The organism is Cellulosimicrobium protaetiae (assembly GCF_009708005.2).
In the GTDB taxonomy this organism is placed as follows: Bacteria; Actinomycetota; Actinomycetes; order Actinomycetales; family Cellulomonadaceae; genus Cellulosimicrobium; species Cellulosimicrobium protaetiae.
Genome location: NZ_CP052757.1, coordinates 2,563,557 through 2,582,267 on the forward strand (window position 1 = coordinate 2,563,557; position 18,711 = coordinate 2,582,267).

Here is an 18,711-nt window from a genome sequence, read left to right on the forward strand (position 1 = left end):
GGCGACCCGCCCGGCCGTTGCTCGGCGCTCGCCGGACGCGCCGCCGTCACCACGCCTCGGCGAGCAGGAGCGCGAAGAGCTCGTCGGCGTCGGTCTCCAGCCCGCGCGCCGCGAACCACGCGGCCATCGTGCGGCAGTCGCGCAGCAGGAGCTCGGTGCCGAACGGGTTGGCCACGAGGTCGACGACCTGCGGCAGGTCGATGACGACGAGCCGGTCGCCGTCCGCGAGGACGTTGTACGGCGACAGGTCGCCGTGCGCGTAGCCGAGCCGGGCCAGCACCGCCATCCCGTCGCGGAGCTGGTCCCACCACGACGCGAGCAGGTCCGGGTCGGGACGCGTGCGCGCGAGCCGGGGCGCGGCCTCGTGCGCGACGCCGTCGGACGTCCCGACGAACTCCATGAGGATCTCGTTCCCGTCGATCTGCACGGGGTACGGGACGGGCGCCCCGGCCGACCACAGCTCGCCGAGGGCGGCGAACTCCGCCGCGGCCCACTGCCCTGCCGCGACCTGGCGGCCGTAGCGCGACTTGCGGTCGAGCGCGCGCCGGTCGCGCGTGCGGCGCACGCGGCGGTCCTCGGTGTAGACCGTGTCGCGCCGGAACGCGCGGTGGTCGAGGTCCCGGTAGCGCTTCGCGGCCAGCAGCGTGCGCTGTTCCGCATCGTCGGGCACGGCACGCTCGACGAGGAAGACGTCCGCCTCCTTGCCGGTCTTGAGCACGCCGAGCTCGGTGTCGACGGCCGCGTCGGCGGTGACGACCCAGTCGGGGCGCGGCTCCGGTCCGCGTTGTCCCTTCTCGACGGCGGACCACGTGGACCAGCGCTGGTCGTCGCCGAGCGCGGCGTCGAGGACGCCGGCCGTGGCCCCGGGATCGAGGTCGGTCGTGTCGTCACGGCGCCGCAGGCGGCGGGGCGGGGGAGTGCGGGGGTCTCCCGCGAACGTCGGCGGGAGGTGCGGGTCGGGGTACAGCAGGTCGTGCTCGGGCACGGGTGGGCTCCTTCGGGCGGGGAGCGCACGGCGCTGCCGCTGCCGCCTCGCGGGCGGCGGCGGGCGCGGACCGTCTCGGACGGTCGCCGACCGGCCTAGCGGCGGTCGGTGCTCCCGGGGGTGGTGGACACGCGAGCGTGGGTCGTCCAGCTCATGGCGTTCCTCCTTCCTCCGGTGCCCGACGGCGCGGGCGACACTCCCGGACCGTCCCACCCGGGCGCGGGGCGGGGCAAGCGAATTACCGGGCCGGTCCCGTGTCCGTACCCGGCTCAGGCCGCCCCGGACGTCAGCGTCTGGATCGCCGACGCGACGCGCTCGTACGTGCCGTACGTGTCGAAGCCCATCTGGTCGAGCGCCGACCACACGAACCCGACCGTCGCGTAGAGACCCACCGCCGTCGCGAGGATCCACTCGCGCACCGACCCGGTGTCGCCGAGCAGGGGGAGGGCGAAGCTGCCGCCGGGGCGCCACACGTCGTCGACGACGAGGGACTTTCGCACCCACCGCGGGGAGCGGAACTTGACCGGCCACAGGAGCGGTGCCCCGTTGGTCGTGAGGACGTCGCCCAGGATGTGCACAGTGACGCCGATCCCGACCGCGACCGGGAGCCAGTTCCACTCCTCGGGCGAGAAGAGTGCGACGAGGGCCGCGACGGTGAGCGACGTGACCCACGGCATGAGCTTGCCGCGGCGCGTGAGCTTGAGCGCCTTGAGCGCGAGGGCGACGAGCAGGACCGCGAGGAGACCGCCGCCCACGTAGACCGTGCCGAAGCTCTCCGTCTCGATCGTGACCAGGCCCACGAGCCACGCGAGCGCGGTGAACACCGCGATGCCGAGGAACGAGTGCGTGCCCTGCCGGTGACCGCCGGAGATGGCCTCGACCGCGTCGGACACCCACTCGCTCACGGGCGGCAACGAGTGCGCGAACGTGCCGTTGTGGTGGTCGGCGTCAGGGAGGAGCGCGGCGCCGGCGCACACGACGGCGCCCGTCATGACCCCGACGGACGACACGGGGTGCCAGCCGAGCGCGAACGGCGCCGTCGAGGTCACGGCGATCCACGCTGCTGCACCGGTCGCGGCGTGGTTGGCACCCATCATGGCGGCGGGGTCTCCTGTCGTCTGCCCGGCCGGTTCGTCGGCGTCGGGAGGTGTGTCCGGAACGTCCGGAACCTTACCGGGTGCCGCCGACAGCCCCGGTCGTCCGTCCGGAAGGCTGGGATGGGCGCCCCGGTAGAAAAAGTGTGCCAAGCGGAGCGATCCTCCGGCCGGGACCGGGTCACCGAGCCCGGACGGGGGAGGTGGCCGCCTGTCGCGTCCGAAGTCTGCGCGCGAGCCGGAGATGCCACCGGGCGCGCAGGGCGCACGAGCTCCGCGACGGGCAGGAAAGCGTCGGCCGGCGGGTCCTCGGTCGGCCCGCGGAGCCTCGGCCGAAGAATTTCTGTCGAATTCAGGAAATGGGGTTGTGCCGATCGGGAGAGGCGCGTACGGTCTTCCTCGGTCGACGACATTCCGGTGCGTGGGCCACCCGACATGACCGAGAGGAGCAGTGCCGTGCGCGAACCTGTCCAGCAGGACCGGCGACGTCCCGCGCTGCCCTGCGAGCGGCCGCGCGTCGTGCTGCCCGCGTATCTCAGCGTGTCCTCGCTCCTCGCCGGCGACCCCGGCGGTCCTGTCGTCTGACCACAGCGTCGTACGACAGGCCGTCCCGGACATCGCCGGGGCGGCCTTTTTTCTTGTGCATGAATGCGCCCGTGACGGGGGTGCATTTGTCGTGCTGCCATTCTGCTCGATCGCCGTCGGCGCGCATTTGTCGTGCGCCCGCGGTGAGAAGCACTGCCTTCGTGGTCCAACGGACACGACGCCGCTCTACGGAAGCGGAGACGGGGGTTCGACTCCCTCCGAGGGCACCTGGACGCCTCGCGTCCCGTCTGCTCGACGTTAAGGAGCACCAGCGCGCGTAGCTCAGCGGACAGAGCGCCGGCTTCCGGAGCCGGGCGTCGGGGGTTCGAGTCCTCCCGCGCGCACCAGCGTCGCCCCGCCGGGGCTGCGCACGACCCAGCAGAACGACCCGAGGAGGTCAGCACCGTGAGCACCGAGGCCCACGCGTTCCCCGTCCCGCTGTCCGGTGCGAAGGCGCCGACGCTCATGTGGGCGCACGAGCACGCCGTCGAGCCGGCTGCCCTCCAGCAGCTGCGCAACATCGCCGCGCTTCCGTGGGTCGAGGGCGTGCGCGTCATGCCCGACGTCCACCTGGGCAAGGGTGCGACGGTCGGCTCGGTCATCGCGATGCGCGACGCGGTGTCGCCCAACGCCGTCGGCGTCGACATCGGCTGCGGCATGATCGGCGTCCGCACGTCGCTGACGGCGGAGGACCTGCCCGACGACCTCGGGCCGATCCGAAGCCGCATCGAGGCCGCGATCCCCGTCGGGTTCCACGCGCACGACGAGGCCGTCGACCCGCACCGGCTCCGGTCGATCTCCGGGCGCGGCCCGGCCGAGGTCGCGCGCGGCGCGGACGCGTTCTGGTCGCGGTTCTCCGGCCTGCACGGGCGTGTCTCGGACATCGAGGGTCGCGCGCGCCGTCAGCTCGGGACGCTGGGAGGCGGCAACCACTTCGTCGAGCTCTGCACGGACACCGACGGGCAGGTCTGGCTCCAGCTGCACTCCGGGTCGCGCAACATCGGCAAGACGCTCGCCGAGCAGCACGTCGCGGTCGCCAAGCGGCTCGAGCACAACCAGGGGCTCGTCGACCGCGAGCTCGCGGTGTTCCTCGGCGGCACCCCGGAGATGGACGCGTACCTCGCCGACCTGTGGTGGGCGCAGGAGTACGCGGCGCGATCGCGAGCGGTCATGATGACGCTCGTCGTCGACGCCGTGCGCGCGTCGTTCCCCGGTCGGGAGATCGCGTTCGACGAGGCCGTGAACGTCCACCACAACTACGTCGCGGTCGAGCACGTCGACGACCAGGAGCTCGTCGTCACCCGCAAGGGCGCGATCCGGGCGGGCAAGGGCGACCTCGGGCTCATCCCCGGGTCGATGGGCACCGGCTCGTACATCGTGCGCGGCCTCGGGAACCCGGAGTCGTACTGGTCGGCGTCGCACGGCGCGGGGCGACGCATGTCGCGCACGAAGGCGAAGAAGACCTTCACGCTCGACGACCTCGCCGCCCAGACCGCGGGCGTCGAGTGCCGCAAGGACGCCGGGGTGCTCGACGAGATCCCGGGCGCGTACAAGGACCTCGACGAGGTCATCCGCGCGCAGTCCGACCTCGTCGAGGTCGTCGCCCGCCTCACGACGCTCCTCTGCGTCAAGGGCTGACCACGGGGTCGCGACCAGGCGATCCGGGCGAGCCGAACAGGTGGTCCTGGCGCGTCCGGTGGTCCGGACGAGCCAGGACCACCTGCTCGGCATCGGCCGGGGGTCAGGGGCGGTCGCGGGGGAGGCGGACGGTGAACGTCGTGCCGGTGGGGCCAGGTTCGTCCGCCGTGGCGGACGACACGGCGACGGTGCCGCTGTGGGCCGTGACGATCGCGTCGGCGATGGCGAGGCCGAGGCCGGTGGAGCCGCCGGTGCGGTTGCGCGCGTCGTCGCCGCGGGTGAAACGGCGGAAGAGCGTCGGGCGCAGGGGCACCGGGATGCCGGGGCCGTCGTCGGTGACGGAGAGCACGACGTCGTCGCCGTCGGTCGTGAGCCGCACCTCGACGTGGGTGCCGGGCGGGGTGTGTGTGCGCGCGTTCGCGAGGAGGTTCGCGAGCACCTGCCGCAGGCTCGCCTCGTCGCCCGTGATCTCAAGGTCGACGTCGAGGTCCTCGCCGGGCAGGTCCAGGGCCCAGTCGTGGTCGGGGCCGGCGGCGTGGGCGTCCATGACGGCGTCGACGGCGAGCGCCGCGAGGTCGACGGGTGCGCGGTCGAGCGGGCGGCCCGCGTCGAGCCGGGCGAGGAGCAGCAGGTCCTCGACGAGACCGGTCATGCGCACGGCCTCGGACTCGATGCGGTCGAGCGAGCGGGCGGTGGCGGGCGGGACGTCGTCGGGCGAGCGGCGCACGAGCTCGGCGTACCCGCGGATGGAGGCGAGGGGCGTGCGGAGCTCGTGGCTCGCGTCGGCGACGAACCGCCGCACCTGGGTCTCGGAGTCGTGACGGGCCTGGAGCGAGGTCTCGACGTTCTCGAGCATCCGGTTGAGGGCGGCGCCGACCTGTCCGACCTCCGTCCGCTCGTCGGTGAGGTCGTCAGGGACGCGCGGGATGGCGTCGATCTCGCCCTGCGCGAGCTCGAGCTCGGAGACACGGCTCGCGGCGGCGGCGACGTCGTCGAGCGGGCGCAGCGAGCGACGCACGAGCCACCACCCGACGAGCGCGGCGGCGAGCAGTCCGACTGCGCCGAGCGCGACCTCGACGAGCACGTAGTCCTCGACCGTCGCGTCGACCGTGGCCGTGCTCGAGGCGACGACGACGGGCTGCCCGTCGTCCGTGGTCCCGTGCACGGCGCGGAACGACCCGAGGTCGGGCAGGTCGACGTCGTGCGGGGCGCCGTCGGCGGGGACCTCCTCCAGCGCGGCGATCTGGCCGGCGTCGAGCCTGACGCGCTCGAGGGTCGGGGTCACGTACTCGGCGAGCACGATCTCCCCTGCGTCGTAGCGCAGGACGGCGCTCCCCGGCCCGGTGCCGGCGGGGAACCGCGACGGGTCGTCGACGTCGGGCAGGTCGGCCGGGGCGGGCGTGTCACCGGACCCGTCGGTGGGCTGGCCGGGCCCCTCTGAGCCCGGCCTCTCGCCGAAGCCCTGCGTGAGCCGGTCGCTCGCCTGGTCGAGCTCGTGGTCGACCTGCGCGACGAGCTGGGATCGCAGCAGCGCCGTCGACGCGGTGGCGATGCCGAGCGTCACGAGGAGCACGACCGCCGCGAGCACGAGGACGAGACGGCGTCGCAACGCCGTCGGCCGCCGCGTGGGGGCGCCGTCCCCGGTCCCGGGACGCGCGGGGACGCGTGCGCGACGGTCCGTCACGCGTCCGTGCCGCTCGCGGGCTTGAGCACGTACCCGACGCCGCGGAGCGTGTGGATCATCGGTTCGCGACCCTTGTCGATCTTGCGGCGCAGGTAGGAGATGTAGAACTCGACGATGTTGGCCTGGCCGCCGAAGTCGTAGTTCCAGACGCGGTCGAGGATCTGCGCCTTGGACAGCACGCGGCGCGGGTTGCGCATGAGGTAGCGCAGCAGCTCGAACTCGGTGGCCGTGAGGCGCACCTCCTCGCCCGCGCGGCGGACCTCGTGCGCGTCCTCGTCGAGCTCGAGGTCGCCGACGACGAGCACGGAGTCCTCGCGCTGGGCGGTCGCGCCGCCCCGGCGCAGCAGCCCGCGCAGGCGGGCGACGACCTCCTCGAGGCTGAACGGCTTCGTCACGTAGTCGTCGCCGCCGGCGGTGAGCCCGGCGACGCGGTCCTCGACGGCGTCGCGCGCGGTGAGGAAGAGGACGGGGACGTCGGTGTCGCGCTCCCGCAGCCGGCGCAGCACGGTGAGACCGTCCATGTCGGGGAGCATGACGTCGAGCACGACGACGTCGGGGCCGGACTCGCGGGCGGTGCGGATGGCGGAGTTCCCGTCGAGCGAGGTGGAGACGTCCCAGCCCTCGTACCGCAGCGCCGAGGTGAGCAGCTCGGCGAGGTTGGGCTCGTCGTCGACCACGAGCACGCGGACGGGGGAGCCGTCGGGACGCGTGAGGCGCGGCTGGTCGGGACGGCCGACGGGGGCGGGGGCTGCGGTCATGGACCCAGCGTCCCGCGGCTCGCGTGGTCGTGCCTGTGGTGACCCTGTGCGCCCGCTGTGCCCGGGTGCGGGTTGTGACGCCGTCGCGGGAGGGCGGGTGAGATCGCCTCACCGGGTCGTTGAATCCTTGACTTTTGATCAGTCGCCGTCAAAACTCGCAGCATCGGCAGCAGCCGACGTCCACGCACGCAGGAGTGCGCGCGCCGCCGAACGCCGAGCGCCCCCGGCGATCTACCGGGGTCCGAGCGCCCGGCTCGCGCTCTCGACGACGAGGGAGAAGCACGCATGGATTTGTTCAGCGGCACGACTTTCAAGCGGGCGGTGGCGGCAGCGGTCGCGCTGCCCCTCGCGGGCGGGGCGACGCTCGTGGCGGCCGGCCCGGCGGCCGCGGACGAGGAGGACTACAAGATCCTCGTCGTCGGCAAGACGCTCGGGTTCCGGCACTCGCACATCGACGACACGACGCGCGCGCTGATCGACCTCGGTGAGGACAACGGCTTCACGGTCGACGTGTGGGACCCGCCGAACGACTCCGCGGGCTGGTGGGGGAGCGGCTCGCCGGGTCAGCCCGACCTCACCATGGACTCGACGCCGTTCACGAGCGCCGAGGACCTGTCGCAGTACGCGACCCTGGTCTTCGTCTCGCCCGTCGACAACACGAACTCCCTGAACCCCGCGACGCCGCGCCTGCTCGACGACACCGAGCTCGCGGCCCTCCAGGGCTACGTCCACGGTGGCGGCGGCTTCGTCGGGCTGCACGCCGCGACCGACACGATGCACACCGTCCCCTGGTACGGCGAGCTCACCGGCGGCGGGGCGCGGTTCGCCAGCCACCCGCAGCAGCAGACCGCGACCATGCGCGTCGAGAGCCCGGCCCACCCCTCGACCGCGCACCTGCCGGCCGTCTGGGAGCGGTTCGACGAGTGGTACAACTACACGACCAACCCGCGCGCGGACGTGCACGTGCTCCTCACGCTCGACGAGTCGACGTACTCCCCGGGCAACAACGCCATGGGCGAGGACCACCCGATCTCGTGGTGCCAGAACTTCGAGGGCGGACGCTCCTGGTACGAGGGCGCGGGTCACACGGACGCGTCGTGGACCGACCCGCTCTTCCTCGAGCACGTGCTCAAGGGCGTCGAGTGGACCGCGGGAGTCGTCGAGGGTGGCGGCAACTGTGTCACGTTCCCCGAGGTCGACGCCGTCGTGGCCGGCCTGAACACCTCGGCTGTGGGCGACGGCGTGATCGCGGGAGCGATCGCCTCCCTGCTCGGCAGCGCGCGCACCGCGGCCGAGGCGGGCGACCCGGCCACGGCGGTCCAGGTGCTGGGCGGCGCGCGGTCGCTCGTCGACCATCTGTCCGCCGCGGCGGGCGACCGGGACCTCCTCGCGTCGAAGATCGACGACCTCGTCGACTGGCAGACCGGTCTCGTCGACGACGGTCCCGCGCTCGACCTCGCGGCCGAGGCCGAGCTGCGGACCATGGGCGGCAAGCAGTACCTCGCGGTGCGGGTGCTCAACGAGGACGACGCCGCCGTCGACATCACCGTCACGACGCCGTACGGGTCCAAGGAGTTCGCGGCCGTCGCCCCCACCAAGAACGCCTACCAGGCGTTCGCGACGCGCCTCGTCGAGGTCCCTGCCGGGGAGGTGACGGTCACCGCGACCGCCGTGCTCGACGGCGAGACGGTCACCGAGGAGGTCGCGGTCGCCTACGCCGGCACCGCCTGACAGTCCTTCCCACCGGGACAGTGCGCACCGACGGCGCCCGTCGCACCGTGCGACGGGCGCCGTCGCGCGGCGGGCGTCCGTGACGACACGGTCCGCCGTCGTCGGCTGAGTCAGGCGAGCTGGAGCGTCGTGAGGCACGTGGGGTCGTCGTCGCCCGTGGAGACGGTCGTCGTGCCGACCCGGCCGTCGTGCTCCACGCGCAGCTCCGCGTCGACGTCGCGGGGGAGCCAGTAGCCGACGAACCCGTTGGCGCCGAGCGTCGTGTCCTCCTCGACGAGGACGTCCCCGGTCGCGGCGTCGACGACGCTCACGCTCACGGGCTCGCCCGCGAGCTCTCCCTGGCACGTGGTGAGCGAGTGGAAGAAGCACTCGTGCGTCCCGTCCACGTAGGGCGCGACCGAGAGGTAGAACACGTCGTCCGGCAGGGGGACGGTGGTCTCGTACGCCTCGTCGGCGAGCACGAGCTCCGCCGCGCGGACGGAGGCGACGAGGTCGGTGGGCCGGTCCGCCGTCTCCAGCGCCTCCAGGCGGTCCACGACCTCCCGCCCCGAGAGGCCCGCGAGGTCGTGCCGCTCGAGCAGCGCGTCGAGCGCGGTGGGTTCGGCCGTCCCGGCCGAGCAGCCGGCGAGCACGAGGGCGAGGGCGGTTCCGGCGGCGGCGGTCACGAAGGTCGGGAGGGCGCGTCGTCTCATGGGCCGATCCTCCCAGAGCGCACCGCCGTGACCAGGGCCGGGAGGTCGCGCGCCTCGCGGGCGACCGGAGGGTCCCGCTCGTCGTCGCGCTGTCGACGAGGCACGGGGACGCGGAGTCGGGCCTCGGCCAGCTCCTCGCGAGCGACGGCTCGCTCGGCGGCGTCGTCTACGTGGGGATGTCGCGCACCGACGACCGGCTCGCCCGCGCCGTCGCGGACGGCCTGCCCGTCGTCGTCATCGACGAGGAGGTCGACCTCGACCTGCCCGTCGAGACGATCACCGTGGACAACTACGGCGGCGCGTACCAGGCCACGAGCTACCTCGTGCAGCAGGGCCACCGCCGCATCGCGCACGTCGCCGGCCCCGCCGAGCTCTCGACGACGCAGGACCGCCTGCGGGGCTACGTCGACGCGATGCACGACGCCGGGCTCGACGTCGACCCCGACCTCGTGCGGCACGGCCCGTACACCGAGCAGTTCGGCGCCTCGACGTTCCCCTACCTCACCCGGCCCGGCGGCGCGCCGACGGCGGTGTTCGTCGGCAGCGACATCGTCGCCGTCGGGATGCTCGGGGCGGCGGAGCTGCACGGCATCTCGATACCCGACGACCTCTCGGTCGTCGGGTGCGACGGCATCCGCGTCGGCCAGTGGCTGCGCCCCAAGCTCACGACGCTCGAGCAGCCCGTCGCGGCGCTCGCGCTCGCCGCGATGGACGCGATCGAGCGGTCCATGACCGGTGAGCGCCGCGCCGGCGCGCCCGCCCGCACGGTCCTGCCGCTGCACCTCGTCGTGCGTGGCTCGGTCGCGCGGGTCGAGGCGTCGTAGCGCTGCGGCGACGACCGCGCCCCCGGCGACGGGCGAGCGCCCGCTGCGCCACACCGACCGACTTGCAGTGAACGGTCGCCGAAACATTCGCACGCGCATTTCAACTTTTGGCTTGGCAACGGCGAAAGCCGACCGTAAGGTCGGACCAGTGCGGCGGCGGGGCATGGCACCGCCCGTCGCACCGGGTCTCACGTTCGAGGCCCAGCCATCCGGAGCCGACCGATCAGCGGAGATCGTCGTGCAGCGGCATCGGGAGCGCGCGCGTGCCTGGCGCTGCCGGTCCGGCGATCACCGTCTTCTCGTTACGCGTCAAGGAGGACGTTGTGCACAGACGAACGATCACGAGCCCTCGCAGGCTCGCCCGACGAGGTGTCGCCGCGGTCCTTGCCGCCGCGGTGCTGGTACCCCTCTCGATCAGCGCGGCCGGCGCCCACCCCGGTCACGAGGAACCGACACCGGCCGCCGACGAGGCGACCGACTGGGACAGCTACGAGAAGGTGCTGCTCAGCAAGAACACCGGCGAGCCCATCGATCTCGCCGTCCTGCCCGACTCCCGTGTCCTGCACACCGCGCGCGACGGCGTCGTACGCCTCACCGACTCCGCGACGGGCCTGACCACCCAGATCGCGGACCTCGACGTCTACTCCAACTCCGAGGACGGGCTCCAGGGCATCTCGCTCGACCCGGCCTTCGAGGAGAACCACTTCCTGTACATGGTCTACGCGCCCCGCGTGATGGATGGCACGTCGCCCTCCGGCGTGGAGTACCCCGAGACGACCCCGGCGGGGAGCGCGCCGAACTCGCTGCCGGCCGGCGAGGACGAGAGCTACTGGGACCAGTGGCTGGGCTACAACGTGCTGTCGCGCTTCACGTGGGACCCGGCCACCGACGCCATCGACCTGTCCACCGAGCGCGAGATCCTCAAGGTCGACGCGCAGCGTGGGCAGTGCTGCCACGTCGGCGCCGACATGGCGTGGGACGACGAGGGGAACCTGTTCCTCTCCACCGGTGACAACACCCCCGCCAGCACCCCGGGTGCGAACGGCTACGCGCCGAACAACAACGCCCCGGGCATGAACCCCGGCTTCGACGACCGTCGCGGCGCCGGCAGCACCAACGACCTGCGCGGGAAGATCCTGCGGATCAACCCGATCGAGGACCTCGCCGCCGGCACCGAGGTGGGTCCGGGGAGCACGTACACGATCCCGGAGGGCAACCTCTTCGACGACGCGCAGTACGACGACGTCCGGGACCTCGTCCGCGACGAGACGTACGTCATGGGTCTGCGCAACCCGTTCCGCATCGACTACGACGTCGAGTCCGGCGCGCTCGTGTGGGGCGACTACGGCCCCGACGCGGCCGCCGCGAACCCCGACCGCGGCCCGATGGGCTACGTCGAGTGGCAGCTCACGACAGAGCCGATGAACGGCGGCTGGCCGTACTGCCACGGTCCCAACGCCAACTACAACGAGTGGGACTACGCGACCCAGACGCCGGGCGAGTGGTTCGACTGCGAGGCCGGCGCCGTGAACAACTCGACGTGGAACACCGGTCTGGACGTCCTGCCGCCCGCGACCGCGCCGCAGGTCTACTACGGCGACAACCCGGGCGACCAGCCCGAGGTGCTCGACCCGCTGACGGCGTGGGGCGGCGGCGGCCAGGCCCCGATGGGCGGCCCGATCTACCGCTACGACGAGACCCTCGACTCGGACGTCAAGTTCCCCGAGTACTGGGACGGGCACCCGCTGATGGCGGAGTTCTCGCAGGACTACGTCGCGGCGTTCACGCTCGACGAGCTCACCTCGGCCGGCCAGGTCACCGCCGTCGAGGACTTCCTGCCGAACGCTCACCTGGAGACGGTCAACCAGCCGATCTGGGACAACGTCATGGACATGGAGTTCGGCCCGGACGGCGCCCTGTACGTCCTGGAGTACGGTGACGGCTTCTTCCGCCAGAACCCGGACGCCGGCCTGTACAAGGTCGTCTACGGGTCGGAGAACACCCACCCGCGTGCCTTCATCGACGCCGACCCGATCTCGGGCAGCACCGCTCCGCTCGAGGTGACCTTCGACGCGTCGGCCTCGACCGACGCCGAGACCCCGGCCGGCGAGCTCGTCTACGACTGGGACTTCGACTCCGACGGCGTCTACGACGCCCAGGGCGTCACCGTCACGCACACGTTCACCGAGCTCGGGCAGTACAACGTGCAGCTGCGCGTCACCGACGCCGGTGGCAACTTCGGCCTCGCGATCCAGCAGGTCACGGTCGGCAACACCGCCCCCGTCATCACCCTGGACCAGCCGGACGGCGCCATCTTCAACTGGGGCGACGCCGTCCCGTACACCGTCTCGGTCGAGGACGCCGAGGACGGCAACCAGCCGACGTGCCGCAACATCCAGTACACGTTCGGTCTCGGCCACAACACGCACGCGCACCCCGAGGTGAGCGGTCGGGCCGCGGACACCGCGGACGGTTGCGGCTTCACCATCCAGACCAGCCCCGACGCCGTCGAGCACGGGGAGGGCGAGAAGATCTACGGCACCCTCGTCGTGACCTACACGGACCAGGCGCAGGGCGACGTCCCGGCCATCCGCGGCGAGGCCACGCACGTCCTCAAGCCCGAGGAGCAGCAGGCCGAGTGGTACGACGCGGCCGAGGGCATCGAGGTCGCGGACGACGCCGAGGCCGACGCGGGGAAGTACGTGACCTCGCTCGACGAGGGCGACTCGTTCTCGTACCAGCCGATCGCGTTCTCCCACGCCCCGACCGGTGACGCCATCAACGCCGTGACCATGATCGGTCGCGGCGAGGGCACCGTCTCCCTCGGCTGGGTGGGCGCGGACGGCGAGACCGTCGACTCGCTCGCCGAGTTCCGGTTCACCGGTGACACCTGGAAGGACGCCACCCGCACGCTCACCGAGGTGCCGGAGGGCACCGGGACCCTCGTCGTGACGAGCACCGGTGGCGTGGACGTCGACAACCTGACCTTCGGGAAGAACGTCGTCGTCCCGGCAGAGCAGGTCTCCATCCAGATGTTCTCGCTCATCCCGTGGGTCCGGGCGGACGGCCAGCAGGCCGTGCTCGACCGGCTCGGGGAGATCGGGTTCCAGAACGTCGAGCCCTACGGCGGCAACTTCTCCGGCCTGACGGCCGAGCAGTTCCGTGCGCAGGCCGACGCCGCGGGTGTCACGGCGAAGTCGTCGCACTACAACGTCAACGAGGCGACCTTCGACCAGACGCTCGAGTACGTCGGGACGGTCGGGCAGGAGTACGTGGGCTCGGGCGGGTTCCCGCAGCCGGGCATCGGCACCCTGGAGAACACGCTCGCGACGGCCGAGGCGATGAACCGTCTCGGTGAGCGTGCCGTGGCCGCCGGGTTCGAGAAGTTCTTCGGCCACAACCACGACGGTGAGTTCCGGACGACGTACATGTACAACGGGGTGGAGACGTCGGCGTGGGAGATCCTCGTCGCGGAGACGAACCCGGAGTACGTGACGTTCCAGCTCGACGTCGCCTGGGCGGCGCACGCGGGCGTGGACGTCCCGGCGCTGATCGAGCAGTACGGCGACCGGATCGAGCTCCTGCACGTCAAGGACGCGACCGGCATCAACGCCGGTGGTCGCCCGACCTTCACCAACCTCGGTGACGGCGACGTGCCGCTGCAGCAGATCCTCGCTGCGGCGCAGGAGGCCGGTGTCGTCTACTACGTCATGGAGTACGACCAGGCCCCGAACGGCGAGGACTTCGCCACCACCGGGTACGAGTACCTCACCGGTGAGCCCGCGGGCGGGCCCACCGGGCCGGTCGTCGTCCCGGTGGACCAGGTCTCGATCCAGATGTTCTCCCTGATCCCGTGGGTGAACGCGGTGGGCCTGCCGGCAGTCCTCGAGCGACTGTCCGAGATCGGGTTCAAGAACATCGAGCCGTTCGGCGGCAACTTCGCGGGCTACACGGCCGAGGAGTTCCGGGCGCTCGTCGACTCGTACGGCCTGAGCGTGAAGTCCTCGCACTACAACGTGAACGAGGGCACGTTCGACCAGACGCTCGACTTCGTCACGACGCTGGGCCAGGAGTACGTGGGCTCCGGCGGCTTCCCGCAGCCGGGGATCGGCACGTACGAGAACACGCTGGCGACGGCCGAGGCGATGAACCGTCTCGGTCAGCGCACCGTGGACGCGGGGCTGGAGAAGTTCTTCGGCCACAACCACGACGGCGAGTTCCGCACCACGTACGAGCACGACGGCGAGACGCTCTCGGCCTGGGAGATCCTGGTCCGCGAGACCGACCCGGAGTACGTGACGTTCCAGCTCGACGTGGCGTGGGCCGCCCACGCGGGCGTCGACGTCCCGGCGCTCATCGCGGAGTACGGCGACCGGATCGAGCTCGTGCACGTCAAGGACGCCACGGGTCTGAACGCGGGCGGACGCCCGACGTTCACCAACCTCGGTGACGGCGAGGTGCCGCTCCAGGAGATCCTCGCCGCCGCCCAGGAGGCCGGGGTCAGGTACTACGTCATGGAGTACGACGTGGCCCCCGACGGCGAGGACTTCGCCACCACCGGGTTCGAGTACCTCACCGGCCAGGAGGCCGGCGCGAACGAGCGGACGGTCGCGGTGACGGCACAGCCGCGGTGCCTCGCGGGCAAGGCCTACCTCGCCGTCCGTGCGCTCAACGACGAGGACGTCCCGCTCGACATCACGATCGAGACGCCCTACGGCAGCCGGACCTTCGAGGACGTCGCGCCGGGCAAGAACGCCTACCAGTCGTTCAACGCCCGGGCCGACCAGATCGAGGCCGGCACGGTGAGCGTCACGGCGACCGACGCGGAAGGGGGGACCGCCACGGTGACCGCCGACCACGCCGCGCAGACGTGCGGCTGACGCGGTCCTGACGGGGCCGGGTGGGGCGGGCGTCCGACACCGCCTCACCCGGCCTGCCGAGGGCACCGCGCGAACGACGGCCCGGGAGACGACTCCTCGTCTCCCGGGCCGTCGGTGCGTCTCGTCGAGCAGGTCGTGGCGGAACCGGTGGCGAGTGGCGTCCCGGCTCGCGAGCGAGGCCGACCCTGGGGAGCATGGCGGTGGTGTCGAGCAGGGGCGCCGTCCGCGCGAACGCGAGGAGCCCAGCATGACCTCCACCGCCGTCCCCCGGGTCCCGGGCGCAGCACCGGCGTCCCCGACCGCCCCGTCAGCGGGCGAGCCCGCCGCCGCGCCGGGCACGGGTCGGCTGCCCCTGCCGCGACCGCGCGGCCCGCTGACCGCGGCGCTCCTGGGGGCGCTCGTCAGCGGCCCGCCCGGGGACGACGCGGCCGAGCGGCTGCGACCCGTCGGGGACGCCGTCGGCCCCGCGCTGGACGAGGCCGCCGGGCGCGTCCTGCGCGACGACGACGTGCAGCTCGCGCTCGCGGTCCTCTACGAGCTGCACTACCGCGGGGTCGACGGGGTCGACGACGCGTGGGAGTGGGAGCCGGCGCTGCTCGCCCTTCGCGCGAGGCTCGAGGCCCCGTTCGAAACCGCCGTGCGCGAGCGCGCGGGCCGGCCCGCGTGCGCGGAGACGGACGCCGCGGGCGTGGCGCGGCGGCTCTTCGAGCTCGCCGCCGCCGACGACGGCCCGAGCCTGTCGCGGTACGTCGCCCGGCGCGCGGACGCCGAGCAGGCGCGCGAGCTCCTGGCCCTCAAGTCGCTGTACCAGCTCAAGGAGGCCGACCCGCACACGTGGGCCGTGCCCCGGCTCGCGGGGACGCCCAAGGCCGCCCTGGTGGAGATCCAGGCCGACGAGTACGGCGGCGGACGCCCCGGGAGGATGCACGCGGAGCTCTTCGCGCGCACGATGCGCGGCGTCGGGCTCGACGACACCTACGGGCGCTACGTCGACGCCGTGCCGGCGGTGGTCCTCGCGGCGGTGAACACGATGTCCCTGTTCGGCCTGCACCGTCGGTTGCGGGGCGCGATCGTCGGGCACCTCGCCGCGTTCGAGATGACGTCGTCGGTGCCGAGCCGGCTGTACGGCAACGGCTTCCGGCGCCTGGGCCACGACGCGGACACGACCTGGTACTTCGACGAGCACGTCGAGGCGGACGCGGTCCACGAGCAGATCGCGGCCCGCGACCTCGCCGGCCGCCTCGTCGAGCAGGAGCCCGCGCTGCGCGACGACGTCCTGCTGGGCGCGGCCGCGTGCCTCGCCGTCGAGGGCGACGTCGCCGCGCACGCGCTCGAACGCTGGCAGGCGGGGGAGTCGGCGCTGCGCGCGCCGCTCGATCCCGTCGTGGCGAGCCCGTCGCCGGAGGGGCCCGCCGAGGACGGAGACCGCCGGCGTGCTTGACGACCGCGGGACGTGGACTCGCTGCCCCCGCTCGACGGCAGGGCCCTGCGGGACGGCCGGGGAGGGGCCGCGGTGACGGGGGAGCCACGCGGTCACGCGGAGGAGGTCGTCGTGACGGCCTGCCCCGACGGCCCGCTGCTCGTCCGCGGCCCCGCGCGCCTCGTCGACCAGGAGGGGAACGAGATCGAGCGGCACCGCGCGACCGTCGCGCTGTGCCGGTGCGGGGGCACGGCGATCCCGCCGTGGTGCGACGGGACGCACAAGGTCAACGGCTACCGCAGCGGGGACGACGACGGCCGCGCCACGGCGAGCGAGGCCGGGACGGGCGCGTAGAACCAGCCGTGGAACGCGGCGCGGGCGGGCTGGGGCAGCACGCGCGCGACCGCCAGCATGGCCTTGCCCTGGACACCGTGGATGACCTCCGGCCGGCCGTGGAGGAGCGCGTCCACGGCTCGTCGCGCCACCGCGGCGGCGCTGGGCTTGGGCAGGCGCCCCACGTGGGTGCGCTCCATGCCCGCCTCCCGGAAGAACGGTGTCCGGGTAGGCCCAGGCAGGAGCGCGGTGACCGTGACGCCGGTGCCGGCGAGCTCTGCGCGCAGCGACCACGCGAAAGAGCGCAGGAACGCCTTCGACGCGGCGTAGGTCGCGAAGTGCGGTGCGGGCATCTCTCCGGCGACCGACGCCGTGAAGAGCAGCCGGCCCCGTCCCTCGGCGAGGAGGTCGGGCAGCAGCAGGTGCGTCAGGTGAGCGACTGAGCGCACGTTGAGGTCCACGAGCCGCAGCTGCGCCTCCAGCGGGGTGCGCGCGTACGCGCCGTGCACACCGACCCCCGCGTTGAGGACGACGGTCGAGACGCCGAGCTCGCGCGCGCGCCGGGCGGTCGCCTCGACCCCGCGAGGCGTCGTCAGGTCTACCGTCAGCCCCTCGTGCGTGCCGCCGTGCGCGAAGAGGTCGCGCTCGGTGGGCGCGACGTCGCGGTCCGCGACCACGAGCACGTCGTTCCCCCGGCGCGCGAGCTCGACCGCGAGCGCGCGCCCGATCCCGCTCGTGGCGCCGGTCACGAGGGCGGCACCGCGGTCCGCCGGCGGCCGCGCGGCGGTCACGGCAGGTCCGAGGAGTCGTCGCCGCTCAGCGCGACCTCCGCGGGCGGCTCGCGCAGCGCCTGGGCGAGGTGCCCGCCCAGGAACGCGCTCGCGCCGGCGACGACGCAGCCGAGCATCGAGACGGCGACCCCGGAGCGGTGCCGCCCGCCGCGGCGGAGCAGCCACGACGCCCCGTAGAGCAGCGAGGCTCCCGTGTTGAGCGCCGCGTGCACGGCGCCGACGCGGCGGGCGCGCCGGTCGACGTCGAGGTAGTCGGCGAGCCCGGTGAGGGCCGTCGGCGCGACGGCCAGCACGCCGAGCCCGACGAGCCGCTGCGCCGCCGGGGCGCTCCGCTCGCCACCGACGAGGTCGAGCACGGCCGCGCTGGTCCACAGCCCGACCGGGACGTCGATCAGGGTCGCGTGGAGCGCATGGCCCAGCGAGCGGCCGTGCAGCTCCTCACGCAGGCGGCCGTGGGAGGGGACGACCGCGAGCGCGACGCCACGAACCGTGCTCGAGAGGCCGTCGAGCGCGGTCGCGTCCTCGAGTCGCCGCGCGAGGCGCACGAGGACGGGGGAGCCCGCGCCGTCGGTGGTGGCGGTGCTGCGGGGATCGGACATGGGCGCTCCTCGGGTCGTCGTGCTCCCGTTCTCGAAGCCCTGCGTCGACCGTAGGCACGATCGCCCGCGCTCGCGCGCGAGGCCCCCGGACGCACGTCGCCCTCGTCCTGGCGGGGCCGGGACGAGGGCGGTCGTCGCGGGGCAGGCGTGCGGCGGGCTTCTTCACCGGCTGCCATGCGACGGGAACCACGCTGGGGTGGTCGCGGGCCGCACGTCGCCCTCCGGCGGCGGGTGAACGTCCGAACGGCGCGCGCACAGGCTCCCCCTGCGCTCCGGGCTCGCGCGGGCTAGGGTCGTCGCTCCGGGTCAGGACGTGGCTCGCGACCGTCTCGTCGACGAGGCAGGCAGCATGAGCACCGACCACGACCAGAACCGCGCCCGCGCGCTGCCGGGCGACGGCTTCCTCGGCAAGTACCGCTACGACGTCGTGCGCGAGGAGTCGCCGCCGCGGGCGCGCAGCCGGGCGACCAGCGCGTTCGGGAGGCGCCCGGCGCCCCCGGTCGGGACGGGAAGCCGACCTCCTGTCCGAGCATGGCGAGCAGGCGCGCGAGATCCAGCGTCCCCGCCGCCCCCAGGCGGCGCAGCACGCGCAGCACCGGCCCGGCGGCCGGGAGCGGGCTGAAGAGCGCGTCGAGGAGCGGGTCGCGCACCCGGTCCCAGCCGGCGACGAGCTCGAGCCACGCGTCGCCGTCCCCGG

At 73.3% G+C, this 18,711-nt stretch carries 14 protein-coding genes and 2 tRNA genes; 9 read left to right on the forward strand and 7 right to left on the reverse strand.

The window, feature by feature from the left end; all coding sequences use genetic code 11:
* Positions 1-46: 46 nt before the first annotated feature.
* Both FIC82_RS10835 and FIC82_RS10840 read right to left on the reverse strand, forming a co-directional pair.
* Positions 47-985 (reverse strand): serine protein kinase RIO, encoded by a 939-nt coding sequence (locus tag FIC82_RS10835; protein ID WP_253691047.1) that lies wholly within the window; start codon positions 983-985, stop codon positions 47-49.
* Between the two features lie 269 nt (positions 986-1,254).
* Entirely contained in the window at positions 1,255-2,082 is an 828-nt protein-coding gene (locus FIC82_RS10840; protein ID WP_154798556.1) for a metal-dependent hydrolase, read from the reverse strand.
* A 453-nt stretch (positions 2,083-2,535) separates the two neighbouring features.
* Here FIC82_RS10840 and FIC82_RS21190 point away from each other — a divergent pair, with 453 nt between their 5' ends.
* From FIC82_RS21190 to FIC82_RS10855, 4 genes are all read left to right on the forward strand, one after another.
* Positions 2,536-2,664: a hypothetical protein gene (locus FIC82_RS21190; protein WP_256390391.1), complete on the forward strand. Its 129-nt coding sequence runs from the start codon at positions 2,536-2,538 to the stop codon at positions 2,662-2,664.
* Positions 2,665-2,819: 155 nt separating this feature from the next.
* Positions 2,820-2,891 (forward strand) — tRNA-Arg (locus FIC82_RS10845).
* A 44-nt stretch (positions 2,892-2,935) separates the two neighbouring features.
* Positions 2,936-3,011 (forward strand) — tRNA-Arg (locus FIC82_RS10850).
* Between the two features lie 58 nt (positions 3,012-3,069).
* Positions 3,070-4,302 carry an RtcB family protein gene (locus FIC82_RS10855; RefSeq protein WP_154798557.1) on the forward strand — a complete coding sequence of 411 codons (1,233 nt, stop codon included), beginning with the start codon at positions 3,070-3,072 and terminating at the stop codon, positions 4,300-4,302.
* A 103-nt stretch (positions 4,303-4,405) separates the two neighbouring features.
* Here FIC82_RS10855 and FIC82_RS10860 read toward each other — a convergent pair whose 3' ends face one another.
* A complete protein-coding gene (locus FIC82_RS10860; protein ID WP_253691049.1) occupies positions 4,406-5,986 on the reverse strand; it encodes a sensor histidine kinase in 1,581 nt (526 codons plus the stop codon).
* Positions 5,983-6,744 (reverse strand): response regulator transcription factor, encoded by a 762-nt coding sequence (locus FIC82_RS10865; protein WP_154798558.1) that lies wholly within the window; start codon positions 6,742-6,744, stop codon positions 5,983-5,985. The genes FIC82_RS10860 and FIC82_RS10865 overlap by 4 nt, the downstream gene beginning before the upstream one ends.
* Positions 6,745-7,029: 285 nt before the next feature.
* Here FIC82_RS10865 and FIC82_RS10870 point away from each other — a divergent pair, with 285 nt between their 5' ends.
* On the forward strand, positions 7,030-8,475 hold the full coding sequence (locus FIC82_RS10870) for a ThuA domain-containing protein (protein WP_154798559.1): 1,446 nt from the start codon (positions 7,030-7,032) through the stop codon (positions 8,473-8,475).
* 110 nt (positions 8,476-8,585) lie between these two features.
* Here the strand turns inward: FIC82_RS10870 and FIC82_RS10875 are convergent, their stop codons facing one another.
* Entirely contained in the window at positions 8,586-9,167 is a 582-nt protein-coding gene (locus FIC82_RS10875; protein ID WP_154798560.1) for a CueP family metal-binding protein, read from the reverse strand.
* Between the two features lie 89 nt (positions 9,168-9,256).
* Here FIC82_RS10875 and FIC82_RS10880 point away from each other — a divergent pair, with 89 nt between their 5' ends.
* The 4 genes from FIC82_RS10880 to FIC82_RS10895 all read left to right on the forward strand — a co-directional run bounded on the left by FIC82_RS10880 (position 9,257) and on the right by FIC82_RS10895 (position 16,645).
* Positions 9,257-9,991, forward strand: coding sequence for a LacI family DNA-binding transcriptional regulator (locus FIC82_RS10880; RefSeq protein WP_154798561.1), 735 nt, complete (start codon positions 9,257-9,259; stop codon positions 9,989-9,991).
* Positions 9,992-10,314: 323 nt separating this feature from the next.
* Entirely contained in the window at positions 10,315-14,871 is a 4,557-nt protein-coding gene (locus FIC82_RS10885; RefSeq protein ID WP_154798562.1) for a TIM barrel protein, read from the forward strand.
* A 247-nt stretch (positions 14,872-15,118) separates the two neighbouring features.
* Entirely contained in the window at positions 15,119-16,312 is a 1,194-nt protein-coding gene (locus tag FIC82_RS10890) for an iron-containing redox enzyme family protein (protein ID WP_154798563.1), read from the forward strand.
* Positions 16,313-16,324: 12 nt separating this feature from the next.
* Complete coding sequence (locus FIC82_RS10895) at positions 16,325-16,645, forward strand: CDGSH iron-sulfur domain-containing protein (protein WP_336240031.1); 321 nt, start codon at positions 16,325-16,327, stop codon at positions 16,643-16,645.
* Here the strand turns inward: FIC82_RS10895 and FIC82_RS10900 are convergent.
* The gene (locus FIC82_RS10900) at positions 16,585-17,415 is read right to left on the reverse strand and encodes an SDR family NAD(P)-dependent oxidoreductase (RefSeq protein WP_168731748.1); all 831 of its coding nucleotides are present in this window, start codon (positions 17,413-17,415) and stop codon (positions 16,585-16,587) included. The genes FIC82_RS10895 and FIC82_RS10900 overlap by 61 nt on opposite strands.
* Entirely contained in the window at positions 17,412-18,014 is a 603-nt protein-coding gene (locus FIC82_RS10905) for a DUF2231 domain-containing protein (protein ID WP_216609896.1), read from the reverse strand. Before FIC82_RS10905 ends, FIC82_RS10900 begins: the two co-directional genes overlap by 4 nt.
* Positions 18,015-18,711 lie beyond the last annotated feature (697 nt).

Excerpts from the sequence above, each read along its gene's own strand:
- FIC82_RS10840 (WP_154798556.1), bottom strand. The coding sequence starts at position 2,082 with ATGATGGGTGCCAACCACGCCGCGACCGGTGCAGCAGCGTGGATCGCC.
- FIC82_RS10865 (WP_154798558.1), bottom strand. The coding sequence starts at position 6,744 with ATGACCGCAGCCCCCGCCCCCGTCGGCCGTCCCGACCAGCCGCGCCTC.
- FIC82_RS10870 (WP_154798559.1), top strand. The coding sequence starts at position 7,030 with ATGGATTTGTTCAGCGGCACGACTTTCAAGCGGGCGGTGGCGGCAGCG.
- FIC82_RS10875 (WP_154798560.1), bottom strand. The coding sequence starts at position 9,167 with ATGAGACGACGCGCCCTCCCGACCTTCGTGACCGCCGCCGCCGGAACC.
- FIC82_RS10890 (WP_154798563.1), top strand. The coding sequence starts at position 15,119 with ATGACCTCCACCGCCGTCCCCCGGGTCCCGGGCGCAGCACCGGCGTCC.
- FIC82_RS10905 (WP_216609896.1), bottom strand. The coding sequence starts at position 18,014 with ATGTCCGATCCCCGCAGCACCGCCACCACCGACGGCGCGGGCTCCCCC.